Genomic DNA, 18,049 nt, shown 5'->3' on the forward strand with positions numbered 1-18,049 from the left:
GACCATCGTTTTCATTGCATTCACTGGAGTTACTGGAAATGTCCGAAGAGACCACCAACGGCGCTGTCGCGCCGGTCGATGCCGCCACCGGCCCCGCGTTCACCGTCGAGAAGATCTACGTCAAGGACGTTTCCTTCGAGTCGCCGAATGCCCCGTCGATCTTCAACGACCAGGTGCAGCCGGAACTGCAGCTCAACCTGAACCAGCAGGTCCAGCGTCTGGGCGAGAATGCCTTTGAAGTCGTGCTGGCCGTGACCCTGACCTGCCAGGCCGGCGAGCGCACCGCGTACGTGGCCGAAGTGAAGCAGGCTGGCGTGTTCGGCCTGGTCGGCCTGGACCCGCAGTCGATCGACGTGCTGCTCGGCACCCAGTGCCCGAACATCCTGTTCCCGTACGTGCGCCAGCTGGTCAGCGACCTGATCCAGGCCGGCGGCTTCCCGCCGTTCTTCCTGCAGCCGATCAACTTCGAAGGCCTGTACGCAGAAACCCTGCGCCAGCGCCAGGAGCAGGGCGACGCACCGTCGCTGGCTGACTCCGAGCCGGCCGGCAACGCCTGATCCCGGCCGCGACGTCACGGATGAGCACTACCGCTGACAAGGTTGCCGTACTCGGCGCCGGTTCCTGGGGAACCGCGCTGGCGACGCTGCTCGCCCGCCACGGTCGCCAGACCGTGCTGTGGGGGCGCGATGCCGCCGTGGTCGAGGCCATCGACCAGCGCCACGAGAATCCGCGTTACCTGCCGGGCATTCCGTTGCCGGAATCGCTGCGCGCCACCACCGACCTCGCGTCGGCGGTGGAAGGTGCCGCCTGGATCCTGGTGGTGACCCCGTCGCATGCATTCGGTGAAACCGTGCGCGCGCTGGCACCGCTGCGTCCGGCCGGTGCCGGTGTGGCCTGGGCCACCAAGGGCTTCGAGCCCGGCTCTGGCCGCTTCCTGCATGAAGTGGCGCGCGAAGTGCTGGGCGAGGACGTGCCGCTGGCCGTTGTCACCGGGCCGTCGTTCGCCAAGGAAGTCACCCTGGGCCTGCCGACCGCGATCACCGTGCACGGCGACGTGCCGGAGTTCGCGCAGACGGTGGCCGAGGCGATGCACGGTCCGGCGTTCCGCGCCTACACCGGCGACGACATGGTCGGTGCCGAGCTGGGCGGTGCGATGAAGAACGTGCTGGCCGTGGCCACCGGCGTGGCCGATGGCATGCAGCTGGGCCTGAACGCCCGTGCCGGCCTGATCACCCGTGGCCTCAACGAGATGCTGCGCCTGGCGGCAGCGATCGGCGCCAAGCCGGAAACGCTGATGGGCCTGGCGGGGCTGGGCGACCTGGTGCTGACCTGCACCGGTGACCTGTCGCGCAACCGCCGCCTGGGCTTGGCCCTGGGCCGCGGGCAGACGCTGCAGGACGCCATCCGCGAAATCGGTCAGGTGGTCGAGTCGGTGCAGACCGCCGACGAAGTGATGCGACAGGCGCGCCGTCATGGCATCGACCTGCCCATCTCCGACCGCGTGCGCGCCGTGCTGCATGGCGAGCAGACCCCGGAAGAAGGATTGCGTGCGCTGTTGGCACGCGAACAGAAGCCGGAATATCCGGATACGCTGTTCAAGTGAATCGAAAAACCCCGGCCCAGCGCCGGGGTTTTTTCTGTGCGCGCGCGAAACCCATCCACGCATGGCGTGGATCTACTGTGGAACCCGTAGCGCCCATCACCGCGACCGCGGCGGCGTGTTGGTGTTGTCCATGTCCGAAAAAATCATCCATGGCCCACCCGCCACCCGCTTCAACGTCAGCGTGAACTTACCGGTATCGCCTGCGTTGTTGCCGTAGGTGTATGCACCAATGATGTAACCGGTGGATTCCTCTGCGGCATAGGCCAGCGCACGCAGCCGCAACGGGCTGCTTCCCTGGCCGGCATACGCCGCCTCGATCGCCGCGCGCCCACGCACGGGCGGCTGGTTGTTCTGCAGGATGAAACCATCCTCGGTAAACAACCTCGCCAACGCCTTCGCATCACCGGTGCGCCACGCCTGTTCGTAATCGCGCAGCACGCGATCCAGCGCGGCGGGCAGGGCTGCATCGGCAAGACGTGCGGCGGGCGAGGATGCGGTGGGCTCCTGCGCAACAACGGGCCCGGCCAGCAACAGGCCACTGATGAGAATCACGGCAAGTCTTGAATGGCACATACGTCTGCATCCTGGCGGTGATGGAAGGCGTGATTGCCAGAGTATCCACCTTGGCTGGCGGGTAGAATCACGCGGTCGCCGGCTGGGCGAATGGACACAGGACAGGGAATGACGTCTCGAATGATGGGAATGGCAGGGCTGGTCGCGTTGCTGGCCGCGTGCACGCAGGCACCGGCACCGGAAGCAGGCACCGCAGCTGCACCCGCCGCTACTGCTGCGCCGACGGAAGCCCCAGCCGCCACGGCCACGGTGGTCGAGAACGCGCCTTCCGTCGAAGACGGCGTGGACCCGTCGGTGTGGGACAACGAAGGCGAGCCGGAAGGTGAGCCCCCCGGCGCCGAACTCACCTGCGCGGACAATCCGCTGGCGACTTATTTCTTCACCCTGGTCGGCGGCAACACCGTGGACGACTGCGGCCGCAAGGACCCGAAGGTGCTGGCCGCGTTCGACGCCCTGATGAAGAACACTGCAGCGGCCGAATCGCCCGACAAGAACGTCCCTTCGCTGCGCGAACGCCTGCTGAGCGGTCCCAGCGGGCCTGGCGAACTGATGGTGCTGCAGGGCGAGCCGTGGTGGCTCTACACCGCCTGTCAGGCGCACCAGTGCTCGACCACCGCGCTGGCGATGCTGTATTCGCCGACGCACTCGAAGATGGTCGGCCGCCTTACCGCCCGCTGCAACGTGTGGTGGCTGGGTGAGCCGAACGCAGAGCAGCGCGCGCTGATCGAGCGCGAGCGGCCGGTGGACGAGGCGATGCTGAAGGAAGAAGGCGATTCCTGCGAGTGATGGGCGGTAACGCCGGAAGATTCTCCGGCGTTACGCCTCTGGCCGCATCCGCGCGCTGACCTGCGCGGTCAGCGCCAGGCACGCCATCATCAAACCTTCCATCACCCGATCGCCCACGTATTCGTCGTCCGGTCCGTTCTGGCGGACGCGCTCGGCCGCCAGCAGCATTTCCAGCGCTATGCGCAGGCCCGCCAGTGCGCAGTCCGCATCGGCCAGCGCCATGCGGCGGCCGGGCATCTGATGACGCTCCGGCCACGGCTGGCCGTCGGCGGCTGCGCCTTTTCCAATCCGCGTCAGCGTGGCGATGAAAGCTCTGGGATCGATCGCAGATGCTTGTTCTGATGACGCATCGCCAGCTGCGCGATAGGGGTGAGGGCGAGGAAATTCCGGTGCAGTCATGGCTGGGCTCCGTGCAGGACAGACGATAGCCGCCACACAAAGGTGGCGGGCGGAGACGTGGCTCGAAAACCGGGCGCTTGTTGAAGCCGGCAGGCACAGGGCCTCCACGCTCCGCCCGCCATAGCCGGCAGACGGATTGCCAGCCGGCGTCACGCGGGGTGACGCCGGCTGGCAAGCGTAATCAAACAAGCGCACGGGTCTTCGAGGCCCGGCCATCCTTTCTCGATGGCCCGTCATCTGTACCTCTGTGGCTGCGCAACGCCAATCAGACAAGTTGCATTCAACGCTTGATGCAAGACGCTTTCGGCATTCTCCCACGCTGTTAAGCCGCCCCAGACGCCGATGGCGCAAGGGCCCTAAGCGATAGAGGAATATGCGACATGGGTCGTGATTGCCAGCGTAGTGGGCTGACACGTCAACGAGGCAATAACGACAGAACTCCGCGATGCGGCGATACAACGTGGTGCTAGTCGAGCTCTATGAGAAAGCGCGTGGCCATGGCAGATGGCACCACAGACGCCCCGACCCGCTTCAGTTCAACCAGCCCATAGCCTTCCATCATCCGAAGGGTACGAGAAAGGCTTGGAACCTTGCGCCCGCAGTGCTCGGACAGTTCGGTGAGCGACCTGGGTTGAAGTTCGCGCAGCAGTCGCAGCAGCCGGCGGTTCTCATCGCTCAATACTGCGGCCAGGGAAGACAGGGTCGGGAAGGCTATCGCCCCCTCCGTAACCTGCGGCGGTGCCGATCTGTCCTTTCGTTCTCCGCCGATGACACAACGTCGGAAGGTACTTTGGACTGGCGAACGGCAGGTATCGGAATCTGTCATCGGTGCGGGATTGCATTGGGACCGATAGATCATGTCTGGCCGAGCACGCGCTGGATTGAACAAACGGCGCATGGATGGCGCAACCGAAGGCTGTGTCTGCTTCCGGCCAGAGGCAGACGTTCAAGGCCTGAGCTAAGCCGAGCCGCGAGGCAGCGTCGGCTTGAATGATGCCTTACTTAGCAACTACAGGGGACTTCACAAAGGAGAACCTGCAAGCCGTATCTGTTACCGCCGTGAGCCGCAGCAAGAAATTAGAATCAGCCACGTTCGCCTCGACTTCATGCCCAACGCTCATCGATGTGTTGCGATTACCCAGAATGAACTCACACTCGTTGGAGTGTGTGTAAGCGCGGACAACGCCTAGTAGCAGTACGTTTGGAATCAGATACTCGGAGCTGCCTTTTGCAACGGTGACATTTAGCGATTCCTGTGAAATCGTCGCCAGTTCCTGAGACAGGCGATCACGCTCAGACGAGAGCTTTGGCACTTGGTCTGCCAGCGCTCGCAGCCTCACGCCATCCGCCCGAAGTGCGACGAGTTCACTGCGCTCGTTGGCTGCAAGGTTCACGGACTTGCTCGCCTCGCGAAGCGCGGTGATGGTTTCCAAGGGCTTCCATGCTTCCGCCGCCTTATAGGAAGCGAGCTCGTTGGACTGCAAATGGGTGGCAAGCGTCCAAGTACCAATGGCTACGGCGGCACAGGCGGCGCTGATCCAGCTTATGACCTGTGCGAAGCTAAATTGTTTCTCACGCAGGCTCACAAACTCTTCCTTCTGCCATCCATCTGCCTAATAGCCGTTTGCTCCCCTCGCTGGGTCCGGCTACCCCATTTGTTCACATAGCACCGCATGGAGGGCCCTGATAATGATACGACGCGATCTTAGGGTGAGCGGGTCAGCCTCGCAAGCAGATGAATGGTCGGATCCGGCGATCTGATCGGCGTGCGCTTCATAAGCCACGGAGGATCACCGATGAATTTTTCCGCCTAGGATCACTAGCCGAAAGGAGAGCCGCAGCCAAGCGGCGTCCTCGGCCTTTTTCCGCTTTCGGCCAAAAGCGGACATTTGCCACGCCCGCAACAAACCTATCTAGTTCGCCGGTCGTACGTTTAGCACGCGTCCAATAAATTGAAGGCACAGCATGCTGTACCTTCGTAGCTTGCGCCTACGGACTCAGGAGACCTTAAGGTTGGTTTTCATCCAGTCTCTGATTCCCTCAAGCTTCGCCCCCGCCTTCACGTTGAAGGTCAGATCCTTGTCCCAGGAAACCCCCTTGCCCTGCGCAAAAACAGCTCGATACTTCTTGATCATGTTTGACGGGTCGTCGGCCAGTTCCTGCATCAATTGCGGAGTGCTCCAGACACTGTAGCTGAAGGCCTCTCCGAAATGCTCTTCAAGAATTTCCGGCAGTTCTTCGTAGCGAATCGTGTCGCCTGCCAGATAGACGATCTCGTTCCGAATTGGCGGCGAGTGGAACATGATCTGTGCAGTCATGGTACCAATGTCGTCAGGAGACGTCAGCGTAACTGAGTTGGCACCTGATCCGAGCGCGTGGACACTTCTGTTGGCAAGGTCGATGACACCGAATTCAGGTTCGAAGAGATAGCTGGTGAACATTCCGGTGGAAATGACAACCCAGTCCATCGCCGCCTGCGCGCGGAGATAGTCGCGCACGTCCAACTGCGCATCGAACAGATCTTGCGGCCCCCCGCGGCCGATGGCGTCGAAGTCAGCGCCGAACTGCCAGGGGAAATATCGCGGAATGCCCGACTTCACCGCCGCGCGGGCCACCTTCATCGGGGTATCCAGCCCTGCTGCATAGCCAGCGCAACCAATTACAGTGTCATAACGAGAGAACAGCTCCGCCAGCTCGTTGACGGTTGCCTTGACGAGATCACCTGGGACAAGGGCCACACCAAGCGAACGGATCTCATCGATGACGGCGCGCTTTTCTGGCAGCGTAGATTCGATCGACGCATTCCGAAGCATCACACTGATTGTTGCGCCATGGTTGTTAGCCATGCGGGCAAGGTTGCGGATGACCGGCATCCCGAGTTCGCCGGCGCCCAGTACTAAGATCGAGCGAGAATCAATCGATGTAGACATTGGAACCACCATGTGTGCTTAAGATGAAAGCGATTCTGCCCCTTCCACCCTCGCCACGTAAGAAGGCACACCGATGATACCGGACGCACCATTCATGAGTTCAGAAGATCTGCTGCGGCATTCCCAATCTATATGTGAGGGAATGAGCACTGATGATGACGGCCTTCGACGTGAGGTGCTTATGCATGCAGGTAGCCGCTGGTCCTTGGGAATCATACATACGCTCGGCGTGTATGGAACATTGCGTCACGCGGACGTGGCCAGACGAATGACGGGAATCACTCAACGCATGCTGACGCGCACGCTGCGTCAGCTGGAAAGGGATGGCTTGATATGCCGGCAGGACTTCGGGGAGGTGCCCCCTCGCGTGGAGTACAGCATCACCCCTCTGGGCAAAGACCTTCTGGTGCTGATGATCCCTATGTGGACTTGGGTTGTGCAGCACGCTGAAGACTTCCGAAGCTGTCGACAGGAATTCGATGCAAAAGCAGACGGAACCTCCTCCCTCTGATACATCCAGCACCAGTCCGCTGCCTGAACTGCCTTGCAGATTCGTTGAAGAAGGCTCCCCTCGCCGCCCAGGTATGAGTGAGCCTTGCGATTTATGACCGAGCGGTCTAAAGTGAACGCATGCCCATTTCTTCAACCCCGACACCGCCACGCCGCGGGCGCCCACCCAAACCCGGTCGCGGGTTCGAGGATACCCGCGGTGAAATGATCCGCGTTGGTCTGGAATTGTTGACTGAGCGCAGCTTCTCAGCGACAGGCGTTGACGCTGTGGTGAAGAGTCTGGGAGTTCCAAAGGGCTCGTTTTACCACTACTTCGACAGCAAAGAGGCCTACGGCCTGGCTGTGCTTCAGGCGTACGACGCCTATTTCTGCCGCAAGCTTGATCGTCACCTCCTTGACGTAGCGCGGGATCCCTTGGATCGAATCGTCGCGTTCATGGCTGATGCCTGCAATGGACTACGGCGATTCCAGTTCCGCCGCGGGTGTCTGGTCGGCAATCTTGGGCAGGAAGTCGGCACCCTGCCCATCGCTTTCCGAGATTGCCTGCTGAGCGTGTTCAATGGATGGGAGCTTCGACTGGCCAACTGCCTACGGCTCGCCCAGGCTCGGGGTGACCTGTCCTCCGCTGCTGACTGTAAAGCGATTGCGAGTTACTTCTGGATAGGCTGGGAGGGCGCAGTCCTGCGCGCCAGGCTGGAGGGCGGCGTCGCGCCATTACAGATCTTCTCGCAGTGCTTCATTGCAGGGTTGCCTCGGTAGTCGCTTTTTTGCCCATTTCTAGTCGATCGGTCTTAATCGCGAGGCGTGATCGTACGTCAACGTGAGGAGCAGATATGTTCAACGCAGTGCACATCAACAAGGTCGCAGACAAGCTCGAGGTTTCAGTCGCGCAACTGGCGGAGTCAGCGCTGCCACCAGGCAATGTCACAGTTCGTATTGCCTACAGCACCTTGAACTATAAGGATGCGATGGCCATCACTGGCCAGGGAGGCGCGGTGGTCAGAACGTTTCCCATGGTGCCAGGTATCGACTTTGTCGGCACTGTCAGTGAGTCTGCAGACGCCCGCTACAAGATTGGTGACTGGGTCATTCTCAATGGCTGGGGAGTTGGGGAGCGGTATTGGGGCGGACTCTCGCAGGCAGCCCGGGTAAATGCCGATTGGCTGATCCCCTTACCTCAAGGCATGAAACCGCAGCATGCGATGGCTATTGGTACGGCTGGCTATACAGCGATGCTGAGTCTGCTGGCCCTGGAGCGGCATGGGCTCACGCCGGAGGCCGGAGATGTCCTGGTCACAGGCGCCAATGGAGGCGTAGGCAGCTTCGCCATTGCGCTCCTTGCGGCACGTGCGTACAGGGTGGTCGCGTCCACCGGACGCCTTGAGGAGGCCGAATACCTAAAAGACCTGGGCGCCGCCGAAATTATTGATCGAAGGACCCTATCCGAGCCTGGTAAGCCCCTTCAACAGGAGAGGTGGAGCGCTGCCATTGATTCAGTGGGAAGCCATACACTGGCCAATGCTTGTGCCGCGATCAAGGCTGACGGCGCCGTGGCTGCGTGCGGGCTGGCCCAAGGCATGGATTTCCCCTCCACGGTAGCTCCCTTCATCCTGCGCGGGATCAGTCTTCTCGGCATCAACAGCGTGACACGCCCTACGTCGGAGCGAATCCAGGCATGGGCTCGACTCGTAACAGATGTTGATGTGCGGAAGCTCGATGCGATCACCCATGAAATCGGTCTTGGGGACGTAATCGAAAGCGCACACGGGCTGATGGCCGGCAAGGTGCGGGGCCGTATCGTGGTCGATGTGAACCGCTGACGGCTTGCTTCAGTCGATTTGCAGCAACGTCTGCGCACGTCTTCAGGTGATAGGAAAGGCGACGTTTAGCGCGACGGTCGGCGATCTGCACAAGCGAAGCTTCCTGTCACAGTAACCGCGGGCCGGTCCGCTTTCCCCGCTCACAGTCGCCGGCGGGCGCGCAGCCGATCAGGATCGTGCTTCGTAATCCCGCAGGTATGTCCGCTTCCGGCCAGCAGCAGCCGCACGAGGCTCACGATCACGCTTGCCTCACCCGTTCGGGGCAGGCGGGGACCCGAGCCTGCCGGCAGACTGGCGACCTTATCCTTGGAAGGACAACGCAATGAGTACCTCCAACCGCAAGACGGCCAGCTTCGGCGTGCCGTGGGAATCGGCCTATGGGTATGTACAGGCCGTGCGCGTGAACAATTCGATCTTCGTGTCGGGCCAGCTCTCGCACACGCCAGAGGGACAGCTGGTGGCGCCGGCCGCTTTGGGCGCTGATGGAAAGCCTGCCAACTTCGGCACCATGGAAGCGCAGATGAAGCGCACCTACGAGAACGCGCAGGTGTTGTTGGCCGAGCTGGGTGGATCGTTGGCGGATGTGGTTGAGGAAACCCTGTTTGTCATTGATGTGCCTGCGGCGTTCGCCGCCAGCAGCAAGGTCAGGCCTGCCGTCTATGGCCAGCCTGTTCCCCAGGTGGCCAGCAACCTCATCGGGGTTTCCGCGCTCGCTTTCCCCGAACAGTTGATCGAGATCGCGTTCCGCGCTGAAGTGCAGCCGTAACCGTACCCTGAAGCGAAGGAGCACCCCGCGCTGACATGGAAAGCCCGCGGGCGCATTCACGCCCGCAGGCCTTCCTCACGTTGGCTCCGCAACTTACATGCCCAGATCGGACAGCCCCGGGTGATCATCCGGGCGGCGCCCCAGTGGCCAATGGAACTTGCGTTCGCTGTCCTTGATGGGCATGTCGTTGATGCACGAGAAGCGGCGCTCCATCAGACCATCCGCACCGAATTCCCAGTTCTCGTTTCCATAGGAGCGGAACCAGTTTCCAGAGTCGTCGCGCCATTCATAGGCGTAGCGCACGGCGATGCGGTTGCCGGTGAATGCCCACAACTCCTTGATCAGGCGGTACTCAAGCTCTTTCTTCCACTTTCGGGCAAGGAACTGCCGGGCTTCCTCGCGGCCGTTGGTGAACTCGGCGCGGTTTCGCCACTGGGTGTCGAGCGAATAGGCAAGCGCCACTTTGTCGGCATCGCGGGAATTCCAGCCATCTTCTGCCAAGCGAACCTTCTGGATCGCCGATTCGAGAGTGAACGGGGGAAGGGGGGGACGGGGTGCTTCTGCGGACACGGTGGGGCCTCCAGTGGAAATGGATGAACGGGGTACTGCGGCGGGATTTCGGCTACTGCGGCGTTAGCGCGTGGCTTGCTTCAACAACACCTGCGCAACGACCCTTGCGGTGTCTGCGGCGTCGTAGTCACCCATCACGCGCGATACGGTGATGGCGCCTTCCATCAGAAGCAGCAGCTGCTGCGCCAGAACGGCCGGCTGCGCGATGTTCAGTTGCCCGGTGAGCTCCAGCGTGTAATCGAGCAGTTTCTGCTTGTGGTGCTTGGCGATCCTGCGGATCGGGTCGTGGGAATCGCCGACCTCGCCTGCCGTGTTGATGAAGGCACAGCCGCGATAGCCCTCGGACTTGAACCAACCTTTGAGCACCGTGAACATGCCCAGGATGCGCGCTTCCGGGCTGCCGGCCTTGTCGCATTCCTGCCTGAACCAGTTGAGCCAGCGCACGTCCCGCGCGCTCAGCGCGGCTGCGGCAACCTGGTCCTTGTTTTCAAAGTGTCGGTAAATGCTCTTGCGCGCAACGCCAGAGGTCTTCACCAGCAGATCCATGCCGGTCGCATGTATTCCGTTCTGGTAAATCAGCGCCTCCGCCGTGTCCAGGATCTTCAGTCGGGTGTCGGTCGTTGTCTTATCCATGGCGCCAAGGTAGAACGATCGTTCTACCTTGTCAACCAGCGATTACACATCAGCTCTGCGGCACAGTTGCCGAAGGCGACCTGCCAGGTAATCCGGACATTTCCACAACCTGTAGCGCCCGGCCGGGCTGACCAATATCTGACTCGGATGGCATGCACACGCCAGCTTCCGCTTTCGGCCAGAAGCTGGACATCGCGAGGCCCTCTAGTCGCTTACAGGAGCATTCCTCCTGAGGCCTCAATGCGCTGACCGGTAATCCAATGACTGCCTCCCGCCAGCAGGTTTGCCACGGCCATGCCGATGTCGTCGGGGCGACCCGTACGTCCCATCGCCGTGTGCTGTGCCACATAGTGGTTCACGGCGGCATCGTCGCGCACTGCACCGCCGAAGAAGTCGGTCTCGGTGGCGCCAGGGGCTACGGCGTTGACCGCGATGCCCCTCGGTCCCAGCTCGAGCGCGAGATAGTGGGTGGCGGTTTCCAGTGCGCTCTTCATTGCTGCGTACACCAGGCTGCCCGCAGCCACGTGGCGGGTCAGGCTGGTGGAGATGTTGATGATGGCGCCGCCATCGGCCAGCTGCGGCGCCAGCAACTGGGTCAGCAGCAGTGGCGCTTTGAAATGCACGCGGTACAGCAGGTCGATGTCATCGCCGCGGATCTCACCGAACGCCGATGGTGCGTGCAGCCCTGCATTGTTCACCAGCTGTTGGAAGTGCGATGCACCCCAGCGCTGCAATTGTGCCCGCACAGCCGATACGAAGGTCTCCAGTGATCCAACCGCATCCAGATCCAGCGGCAGCATCGCGGCGCGTACGCCATAGGCTTCGATCTGGCGCAGGGTTTCGGCGGCCTGAACCTGCTGATGCTGGTAGGTAATCATCACGTCGCTACCCTGCCTGGCCAACTGGAGGGCAATGCTGCGGCCAATGCCGCGGCTGCCGCCGGTAACCAGGGCGATGGTGCGCGGAGTGTGTACGCTGTTCATGGTGGCTTTGTCTCGTGAAACGGAGCGTGACATGCTGCGCCCACGGTGCCGTCCGCACTTGCCCAATTGCACACGATCCTTGCCCGATTTCCCTGCTACCTGTGATCGCCAAGCCCCGCTGCGTGCATTAGCGCTGCAGGCGCAGGCGGTGCTGCGCGCACGCAGCCTGGACGCGGAGCCGCTGCTGGAACTTCTGCCCGGCGCTTGGCTGGCGCGTACAGGATCAACGCGCGCTCCGGCCCCGGCTCTGTACCGTCCCGCGGTGGCGGCGGTGCTACAGGGGGCCAAACAGGTATGGGTGGGCGATGCGGTGCTGGAATATCGCGCCGGCGATGCACTACTCACCCGTCAGCCCGTTCCCGCTCGCGGGATGGCCGCCCGGGGCAACCACCAGACGCATTTTCTGGGGCTGGTGGTGGAGTTGGACACCGTCTTGTTGCGACAGTTGCTGAGCCAGTTGGGCAACCCACCTACAGGCCAAGCGCCTCATCCTGCGCCATTCAGTGTGGTAGCGCTGGATTCACCCGTATTGAGCTGTCTGCTGCGTCTGCTGGAGCTGGCCCTCGACACGCCCGACGCCCAGCGGCTGCTGTGGCCTGCCCTGCAGCGTGAGCTGCTGTTTCGTCTGTTGCAGGGTGAAGCAGGGCCAGCACTGCTGGCGATGGCCCAGCCATCTCCCTTGGCACGGCGGATGGCGGGCGCGATTCGCACCCTGCAACGCAGCTTCCGGCAACCGCTTGATGCGGCCGCGCTGGCCAGCCGTGCAGGCATGGGCAGCGCGCTGTTCTATCGGCATTTCCGTGCGGCAACGGGCCTGTCACCGCTGCAGTACCAGAAGCAGCTGCGCCTGATCGAGGCACGTCGCCTGCTGCAGCGGGGCGGCACCAGCATCTCCGCCACCGCGTTCGCCGTGGGCTACGAGAGCCCTTCTCAGTTCAGCCGCGAGTTCAGTCGGCTGTTCGGCCACGCACCGCGCGAGGCTCTCCCGCCGATCGCTCGATGAGTATCAGCCTTGCTCGGCCACTTGGCGCTGCAGCATCGCGATTCCGGCTTCCAGCGTAACCGCCGGCCGATAGCGAAGCTCGCTGCGTGCACGGCTGTCATCCAGCGTGACCTCCACCGCTGAAGATGCGAACTCCTGGCGGGTCATTGGCGCACGCAGAGGCAGCCGCAGTCTGCGGAACAGGTCATCCAGTCCGATGAAAACACGCAGCAGCGCACGCGGCACCTGTTTTTCAGGCGGTTGTACGCCATAAGCCAGCAACTGAGCGCCAATCAGACGGCGGAACGGCACGGGCGCACCATCGCAGATGTGGTAGACACGGCCGCCCGCACCACGCGTCAAGGCGCAGCAGACCGCTTCAGCCAGGTTGTCCACGTGGGTGGACGAGGTGAGGTAGTGCCCGCCGTCGATCCAGGCGAAGCGGCCGCTGCGTACGGCCTGCAGCAAGTAGGGCATAGCGGTCGTGTTGTCGCGGCCCCAGACAAATCTTGGTCGCAGCACCTTCACTGCGAAATGCGGTGTGGACAGCGCGATCGCCACCCGTTCTGCTTCAGCCTTGCTCGCGCCGTAGATGCCTGCTGCGCGCGCCGGATACTGATGGTCCTCGCGCGCCTGATGCAAAGGCGCACCGGTGGTCAGTGCCGATTCGCTGCTCAGCACGATCGCCACCGACACACCCGCAGTACGGGCGGCCGTCAGCACGTTGCGGGTGCCTTCCACGTTGGTCTGCCACTGGCTGGGTGAAGCATTTCGGTGGTCGGTGTCGGCGGCCGCGTGGATCAGCGCGGCGCAGCCCTCCATCGCCGCAGCGATGTCGGGGTCCAGCAGATCGCCGTGTACCGGCTGGGCGCCCAGCGCCTGTACCACCGCCGCCGCCTGGGGGCTGCGCACCAGCGCACGCACGTGGTGACCGTCTGCACACAGGCGGCGAATCAAATTGCGGCCCACGTAGCCGCTTCCTCCGGTCAGGAAGAGGGTGGAAGAACTCATCAGGGTTACCTCGGGGGAGAGAACGGGTTCAGCGCGGCGGCGTCTCGATCAACGCGCCAATGTCCTGCAGCAGCTGCTGCCGCTGCGCGGCCGGCCACTGCACGTAGTCCAGCGACTCCAGCAGCTTCATACCCTCCAGCGCGAGGTATGCCAGCAACGCGCTGCGTGGGTGCGTGGCCTGCTGCTGGATCTCGGCCAGGATCTGCGCCTGGTTGTGCTGGATGGGCGCGCGCAGCTGTGGATCCTGGGCCATGGCCGCGCACAGCGCCAAGGCCACCGGCTGGAATGCCTCGGGAAAGGGCTGGGCCGCTGCGGCAATACGACCGCGCAGCAGCGCATCCTGGTTGAACCCCTTGGCCGCCTCGCGGTTGAAGGCGTTGTCGCGGGCCACCGCACGTTCGACCACGGCCTGGATGAGACCGGCCTTGGACTGGAAGTCGTAGACCACCGAGGCCTTGCTGACCCCGGCTTCGGCGGCCACCGCATCCAACGTCAGGCGCGCCGCGCCCATCTGGGCGACCACGCGCTCGGCAGCATCAAGGAGCTGCTGCGGATCAATACTTTTGCGACGGCCCATCACCGGGCCCCATATTTAACCATCCGGTCGATTATAAATGTGGATGCGCTAGTGTAAAGCCCTCTGGTGGCCTACAGCGCGTCATGGAGTGCGCCCAGCTGGCGCAGGATCTGCGTGGTCGCCGACAGCTCGGCGTCGGAGTACTGCGCCAGCGCATGCTGCATCCACTGCTGGATGTTCGCTTCGCGCTGCCGGTGGCGCGCTCGACCGGCAGCCGTCAGCTTCACCCGCACCTTGCGCCGGTCGTCGGCTGCCTCCTGCTTGTCCACGTAGCCAGCACCTACAAGACCTTTCAGCAGCTGGGTCACGGCCGCAGTGGAGGTTTCGGTGCCCTCTGTCTTCAACCTGACGTGCGATGGAGCGTCAGCAGGAAGAGCAAGCTCCGCGTGAGCGTGGGCAACTGCTGCAGCAGGCGATCATTTCGGGGAACGCCTACTTCGACGAGAACGGCTCGACGGATATCGAGCGGCGCCGCAAGACGGCGCTGTTGTATCGGGCAACGCTGGAAATCAAGCTCTGAACGGTCATCGACGATCGGCGCGACCACGAGACCAAGGAGATGGCCTGACCTGCGCAATGTCTGCATTCGGACAGATCGGTCGTTCACCTCCCGCAGGGGGCCCGAGTGTCCGCCACGACCCAGCCTGAAAAGGCCGCAATCACCCTCGCATCAACCTACACAACGGTTCCATGGGATGATGCGGTGCCCACCGGACGACCGACCATGCAGAAGCTGACGGACCCCAATCTGCTGGACGACATCGCCGAGATCGGTCGAATCCAGGCCGTGCCGCGAATCCTGGAGACCGTCGCTCACATCACGGGCTCACGATTCACGGCTATTGCCCGCGTGACCCAGACAACCTGGACCGCGTGCGCGACCTTCGACACCCTGGGGTTCGGGCTGGTTCCCGGTGGCCAACTGGTGCTTGAGACCACCATCTGTGACGAGATCAGGCAGTCGGCGACGTCAGTTGTATTTGCGCATGCAAGCGAGCACCCGGTTTACTCCCAGCATCACACGCCACGGATCTACGGGCTTGAGAGCTACGCGTCCGTTCCCATCCATCGGCCAGACGGCAGCTTCTTCGGCACGCTCTGCGCGATTGATTCGACACCGGCCAATTTCGACGTAGCCCACGTCCAACGCTCCATGGAGTTGCTGGCCGACCTGGTAGGAAGTTACCTCGACAAGGAAGATCGCCTTGAGCGAGCGGAAACGGCGCTCTCCGATGCGCATCGTGTCGCCGACCTGCGCGACCAGTTCATTGCCGTGCTGGGTCATGACCTGCGCAGTCCGTTGCAGGCCATCAGCATCGCCGCAGATTCGCTGGCATGTGAGGCGGGCACTGAGCGTCAGCAACGGATGCTCGCGCACATCACTTCCGGCGTTGCCAGAATGGACGGACTGATCAACGACGTGCTTGATTTCGCCAGGGGACGTCTGGGCGGCGGCATTCCCATCGCGCTGCAGCTGACAGGCACGCTGGAAGAAGACCTGAAACGGGTTGTGGAAGAGGTGGCAATCGCCACAGGCCGCCAGGACATCAAGGTCCACATAAAGATAGACGACGACGTGGTCTGCGACCCGAGCAGATTGGCACAGCTCCTGGCCAACCTGCTCACCAATGCAGCGGTACACGGAGAGCGCTCGTCCCCGATTACGCTGACCGTCCACTCCGAGCCGGAAATGCTCACGCTCGACGTACACAACGATGGACACATTCCATCAGCGAGGTTGGACGCGATTTTCAGCCCATTCTCACGTGAAAAGAGTGAGCGTCCGCGGCCGGGTCTCGGCCTCGGCATCTACATTGCGTCGGAGATCGCGCGGTCCCATGGCGGCACGTTGGAGGTGGAGTCCAGTGCGGCCGCCGGCACCTTGTTCACGTTCAAGATGCGCAGGCTGGAGCTTCCGTAGCGGTCTGCCGCGACCACGTCCGCAGCCTTCAACCGGGTTTCATTTGCGGGCGTGTCGCGCGTCTTTTTCATCCACGTCCTTCGCAGCCGCGCGACTCTGCGCGAACTCCGGGAACGTCTCTTCGATCGAGTCCTTGTCCGGCAGCACGTAGAACACGCCACCCTTCTCGAACGTGGGATGCACGATCTGCTCGTAGAACCCGGGCGAGACATTGATGCAGCCGTGGGTGACACGGTTGTCGTCCGGTGTGGCCGATGCCAGTCGTTCGCTGCGCTTCTCTTTCGGGGTGCCCGGTGGAAGCGGGTGCATCGACACGGCGGAATCGTAGTCCACCCACAGCACGCGTCCGGCGTCCTCGGACGGGCCATAGGCGCCAATGAAACGACCCGCCGGGGTCGTGCGGTCGTGGCCGGGAATCGCGCTCAGTGCGAGCTTGGCGACGCCGGGTGCCGAGTGATCGCCGATGGCCGAACCAAACAGCGCTGGCGCTGCGCCGCGCAGCTTGCCGTCACCGCCGAAGACCAGGACCTGCGCAGCCGCCTTGTCCATGATCGCGAACGGATAGCCCTGGTTGTCCTTGCTGGCCACGACCCAGCCGGCCAGTTCAATCACCGTATCGGACACTTCCTGGCCCGGCGGAAGTTCATCGGCGGCGGTCGCCGTTTCCGTGGGCGCGTCCTTGGCTTCCTTGGCGTTCCTGGCGCTGGCTGCGCCGGTTCCTGCCAGTGCCAGCGCGATGGCCAGCGTGGCCGATACGGCCCGGCGTGCAGGGAGTGAGTACGTACGAATGGGACGGCTCCTTCGGATGACGACCGAGAGGCTGAAAGACACCAGTGGCCGGTGAAGGCCACTGATGTCTGGTTCAAGCGTTCATCAAAGTGGGTGGGAGAGCGGTTACCCGCGCGGCTTGCGGCCGGGGACCCTTTCGAGCTGCTGCACGCGGCCTTCGATCTGATCCAGACGCTGGTTGGCCTGCTGTGCAGACTGGTTGGCCGATTCGGCGCTCTGTGCCGCGCCCTGCACCTTCACGTCGAGCTGGTCGAGACGCGAGTTGATCGTTGCAAATTCGTCTTTGTAGGTGGCGCAAGCACCGAGGCTTACGGTAGCAACGATGGCTACGGTGACGGCACGTGCCGCGTTGATTTGCTGCTTGGTCAGGAACATTCCACTCCCTCCTTCGTCTGGGGAGTCTGGAATATAGCGGCCTTTGTTCCCGCCGCTGCCAAGTGCTTTCAGCTGCAGTTGGAAGACGTGGATGGCCTGTGAAGGTCGGGCAATCAACAATCCTTAACAAGCGGGCACAAGCGAGCTCTGCTGCATCGGTTGATGTCCTTGTGCCACTTCAATCTCCCCAATTCATCAGCCTGAAGCCGATTCATGTCGTTCCTCTCAATGGGTGGAGATGAGCATGGCGGAACAACATCGACGCGCGCACGCGCTTCCGTGAGTGCAGTGCTCCTGTGCGATCAACGACCGAAGCGGCTTGGCAGGTCGGCGTGCATCCAGCGAGCTACTACATAGACGGGCAACCATAGGCTGATCCTGCTAGGAAACCATAGGTTTAGCTAAAAGCGCTCAGTACAGATCAACCTAGGGTTGCCTAGCAACCATAGGTACGTCACTACCTGCACGCAAAGCCTTTAACATCAAGTGGATACAGTTCTTGAAGTTGGCGTTCGGGCATAGCTGTCAGACTTTGGTTGCCCTTCCTCCAGAGATAGCCGTGCTCGCGAGGGTCGTACCACCACCAGGGTCACACTGTGGGCACCCGACAGTTGGACTGCACTGGTGGCGCGTAGCGGTGGGCGAAGGACCCTTGCCGCGCAACGACCGAGTACCAGGGGCGCTGTTGGACGCGGCTAGCTTCACAACGTGAAGCTCAACACCTTCCTCGTTGGCGGCTTCGGCTGGATCCTTGCCTGTAAATCTCTGAGCCGATGTTGTCGGGTCCGTTTGTCTTCGCAGTCATGCCACGTTCCCCGAGC

General features: G+C 62.5%; 23 protein-coding genes. 10 read left to right on the forward strand and 13 right to left on the reverse strand.

Annotated elements, in window-relative coordinates; all coding sequences use genetic code 11:
* Nucleotides 1-38 precede the first annotated feature (38 nt).
* A complete protein-coding gene (gene secB, locus D0Y85_RS00720) occupies nucleotides 39-557 on the forward strand; it encodes a protein-export chaperone SecB (protein ID WP_025875931.1) in 519 nt (172 codons plus the stop codon).
* A gap of 20 nt (nucleotides 558-577) precedes the next feature.
* Nucleotides 578-1,603, forward strand: coding sequence for an NAD(P)H-dependent glycerol-3-phosphate dehydrogenase (locus D0Y85_RS00725; protein WP_032978039.1), 1,026 nt, complete (start codon nucleotides 578-580; stop codon nucleotides 1,601-1,603).
* A gap of 96 nt (nucleotides 1,604-1,699) precedes the next feature.
* On the opposite strand, the gene D0Y85_RS00730 is transcribed toward D0Y85_RS00725, so the two are convergent.
* Nucleotides 1,700-2,155 (reverse strand): nuclear transport factor 2 family protein, encoded by a 456-nt coding sequence (locus D0Y85_RS00730; RefSeq protein ID WP_117309201.1) that lies wholly within the window; start codon nucleotides 2,153-2,155, stop codon nucleotides 1,700-1,702.
* Nucleotides 2,156-2,284: 129 nt separating this feature from the next.
* On the opposite strand from D0Y85_RS00730, the gene D0Y85_RS00735 reads away from it, so the two are divergent.
* Complete coding sequence (locus D0Y85_RS00735; protein ID WP_117309202.1) at nucleotides 2,285-2,962, forward strand: hypothetical protein; 678 nt, start codon at nucleotides 2,285-2,287, stop codon at nucleotides 2,960-2,962.
* 30 nt (nucleotides 2,963-2,992) lie between these two features.
* Here D0Y85_RS00735 and D0Y85_RS00740 read toward each other — a convergent pair whose 3' ends face one another.
* The 4 genes from D0Y85_RS00740 to D0Y85_RS00755 form a co-directional block, all read right to left on the reverse strand.
* Entirely contained in the window at nucleotides 2,993-3,361 is a 369-nt protein-coding gene (locus D0Y85_RS00740) for a hypothetical protein (RefSeq protein WP_033832719.1), read from the reverse strand.
* A 466-nt stretch (nucleotides 3,362-3,827) separates the two neighbouring features.
* Nucleotides 3,828-4,040 carry a helix-turn-helix domain-containing protein gene (locus D0Y85_RS20695; protein WP_199776064.1) on the reverse strand — a complete coding sequence of 71 codons (213 nt, stop codon included), beginning with the start codon at nucleotides 4,038-4,040 and terminating at the stop codon, nucleotides 3,828-3,830.
* A gap of 319 nt (nucleotides 4,041-4,359) precedes the next feature.
* Nucleotides 4,360-4,947 carry a hypothetical protein gene (locus D0Y85_RS00750; RefSeq protein ID WP_117309204.1) on the reverse strand — a complete coding sequence of 196 codons (588 nt, stop codon included), beginning with the start codon at nucleotides 4,945-4,947 and terminating at the stop codon, nucleotides 4,360-4,362.
* Nucleotides 4,948-5,358: 411 nt separating this feature from the next.
* Nucleotides 5,359-6,291: an aromatic alcohol reductase gene (locus D0Y85_RS00755; RefSeq protein ID WP_117311817.1), complete on the reverse strand. Its 933-nt coding sequence runs from the start codon at nucleotides 6,289-6,291 to the stop codon at nucleotides 5,359-5,361.
* Between the two features lie 142 nt (nucleotides 6,292-6,433).
* On the opposite strand from D0Y85_RS00755, the gene D0Y85_RS00760 reads away from it, so the two are divergent.
* The 4 genes from D0Y85_RS00760 to D0Y85_RS00775 all read left to right on the forward strand — a co-directional run bounded on the left by D0Y85_RS00760 (nucleotide 6,434) and on the right by D0Y85_RS00775 (nucleotide 9,387).
* Nucleotides 6,434-6,802, forward strand: coding sequence for a helix-turn-helix domain-containing protein (locus tag D0Y85_RS00760; RefSeq protein ID WP_229290520.1), 369 nt, complete (start codon nucleotides 6,434-6,436; stop codon nucleotides 6,800-6,802).
* A 203-nt stretch (nucleotides 6,803-7,005) separates the two neighbouring features.
* A complete protein-coding gene (locus D0Y85_RS00765) occupies nucleotides 7,006-7,560 on the forward strand; it encodes a TetR/AcrR family transcriptional regulator (protein ID WP_229290521.1) in 555 nt (184 codons plus the stop codon).
* Nucleotides 7,561-7,634: 74 nt separating this feature from the next.
* The gene (locus D0Y85_RS00770; RefSeq protein ID WP_117309206.1) at nucleotides 7,635-8,621 is read left to right on the forward strand and encodes an MDR family oxidoreductase; all 987 of its coding nucleotides are present in this window, start codon (nucleotides 7,635-7,637) and stop codon (nucleotides 8,619-8,621) included.
* Nucleotides 8,622-8,943: 322 nt separating this feature from the next.
* Nucleotides 8,944-9,387: a Rid family hydrolase gene (locus tag D0Y85_RS00775; RefSeq protein WP_099786284.1), complete on the forward strand. Its 444-nt coding sequence runs from the start codon at nucleotides 8,944-8,946 to the stop codon at nucleotides 9,385-9,387.
* Nucleotides 9,388-9,480: 93 nt separating this feature from the next.
* On the opposite strand, the gene D0Y85_RS00780 is transcribed toward D0Y85_RS00775, so the two are convergent.
* The 3 genes from D0Y85_RS00780 to D0Y85_RS00790 form a co-directional block, all read right to left on the reverse strand.
* The gene (locus tag D0Y85_RS00780) at nucleotides 9,481-9,957 is read right to left on the reverse strand and encodes a nuclear transport factor 2 family protein (protein WP_025875918.1); all 477 of its coding nucleotides are present in this window, start codon (nucleotides 9,955-9,957) and stop codon (nucleotides 9,481-9,483) included.
* 63 nt (nucleotides 9,958-10,020) lie between these two features.
* Nucleotides 10,021-10,590, reverse strand: coding sequence for a TetR/AcrR family transcriptional regulator (locus D0Y85_RS00785; protein ID WP_117309207.1), 570 nt, complete (start codon nucleotides 10,588-10,590; stop codon nucleotides 10,021-10,023).
* Between the two features lie 212 nt (nucleotides 10,591-10,802).
* Nucleotides 10,803-11,645 (reverse strand): SDR family oxidoreductase, encoded by an 843-nt coding sequence (locus tag D0Y85_RS00790; RefSeq protein ID WP_229290523.1) that lies wholly within the window; start codon nucleotides 11,643-11,645, stop codon nucleotides 10,803-10,805.
* 76 nt (nucleotides 11,646-11,721) lie between these two features.
* Here D0Y85_RS00790 and D0Y85_RS20480 point away from each other — a divergent pair, with 76 nt between their 5' ends.
* Nucleotides 11,722-12,576, forward strand: coding sequence for an AraC family transcriptional regulator (locus D0Y85_RS20480; protein ID WP_051585132.1), 855 nt, complete (start codon nucleotides 11,722-11,724; stop codon nucleotides 12,574-12,576).
* Between the two features lie 3 nt (nucleotides 12,577-12,579).
* Here the strand turns inward: D0Y85_RS20480 and D0Y85_RS00805 are convergent, their stop codons facing one another.
* The 3 genes from D0Y85_RS00805 to D0Y85_RS00815 all read right to left on the reverse strand — a co-directional run bounded on the left by D0Y85_RS00805 (nucleotide 12,580) and on the right by D0Y85_RS00815 (nucleotide 14,487).
* Nucleotides 12,580-13,566 carry an NAD-dependent epimerase/dehydratase family protein gene (locus D0Y85_RS00805; RefSeq protein WP_117309209.1) on the reverse strand — a complete coding sequence of 329 codons (987 nt, stop codon included), beginning with the start codon at nucleotides 13,564-13,566 and terminating at the stop codon, nucleotides 12,580-12,582.
* A 28-nt stretch (nucleotides 13,567-13,594) separates the two neighbouring features.
* On the reverse strand, nucleotides 13,595-14,143 hold the full coding sequence (locus tag D0Y85_RS00810) for a TetR/AcrR family transcriptional regulator (protein WP_099786279.1): 549 nt from the start codon (nucleotides 14,141-14,143) through the stop codon (nucleotides 13,595-13,597).
* A gap of 71 nt (nucleotides 14,144-14,214) precedes the next feature.
* Nucleotides 14,215-14,487 (reverse strand): winged helix DNA-binding protein, encoded by a 273-nt coding sequence (locus D0Y85_RS00815; protein WP_117309210.1) that lies wholly within the window; start codon nucleotides 14,485-14,487, stop codon nucleotides 14,215-14,217.
* An 11-nt stretch (nucleotides 14,488-14,498) separates the two neighbouring features.
* On the opposite strand from D0Y85_RS00815, the gene D0Y85_RS20485 reads away from it, so the two are divergent.
* Nucleotides 14,499-14,663, forward strand: a complete 165-nt coding sequence (locus tag D0Y85_RS20485) for a hypothetical protein (protein ID WP_162887586.1) — start codon at nucleotides 14,499-14,501, stop codon at nucleotides 14,661-14,663.
* A gap of 204 nt (nucleotides 14,664-14,867) precedes the next feature.
* Nucleotides 14,868-16,064, forward strand: a complete 1,197-nt coding sequence (locus D0Y85_RS00820) for an ATP-binding protein (RefSeq protein ID WP_117309211.1) — start codon at nucleotides 14,868-14,870, stop codon at nucleotides 16,062-16,064.
* Between the two features lie 39 nt (nucleotides 16,065-16,103).
* On the opposite strand, the gene D0Y85_RS00825 is transcribed toward D0Y85_RS00820, so the two are convergent.
* Nucleotides 16,104-16,802, reverse strand: a complete 699-nt coding sequence (locus D0Y85_RS00825) for a hypothetical protein (protein WP_117311818.1) — start codon at nucleotides 16,800-16,802, stop codon at nucleotides 16,104-16,106.
* 156 nt (nucleotides 16,803-16,958) lie between these two features.
* A complete protein-coding gene (locus D0Y85_RS00830; protein ID WP_025875897.1) occupies nucleotides 16,959-17,228 on the reverse strand; it encodes a hypothetical protein in 270 nt (89 codons plus the stop codon).
* Between the last annotated feature and the right edge of the window lie 821 nt (nucleotides 17,229-18,049).

This window comes from Stenotrophomonas sp. G4 (assembly GCF_003428825.1).
In the GTDB taxonomy this organism is placed as follows: domain Bacteria; phylum Pseudomonadota; class Gammaproteobacteria; order Xanthomonadales; family Xanthomonadaceae; genus Stenotrophomonas; species Stenotrophomonas indicatrix.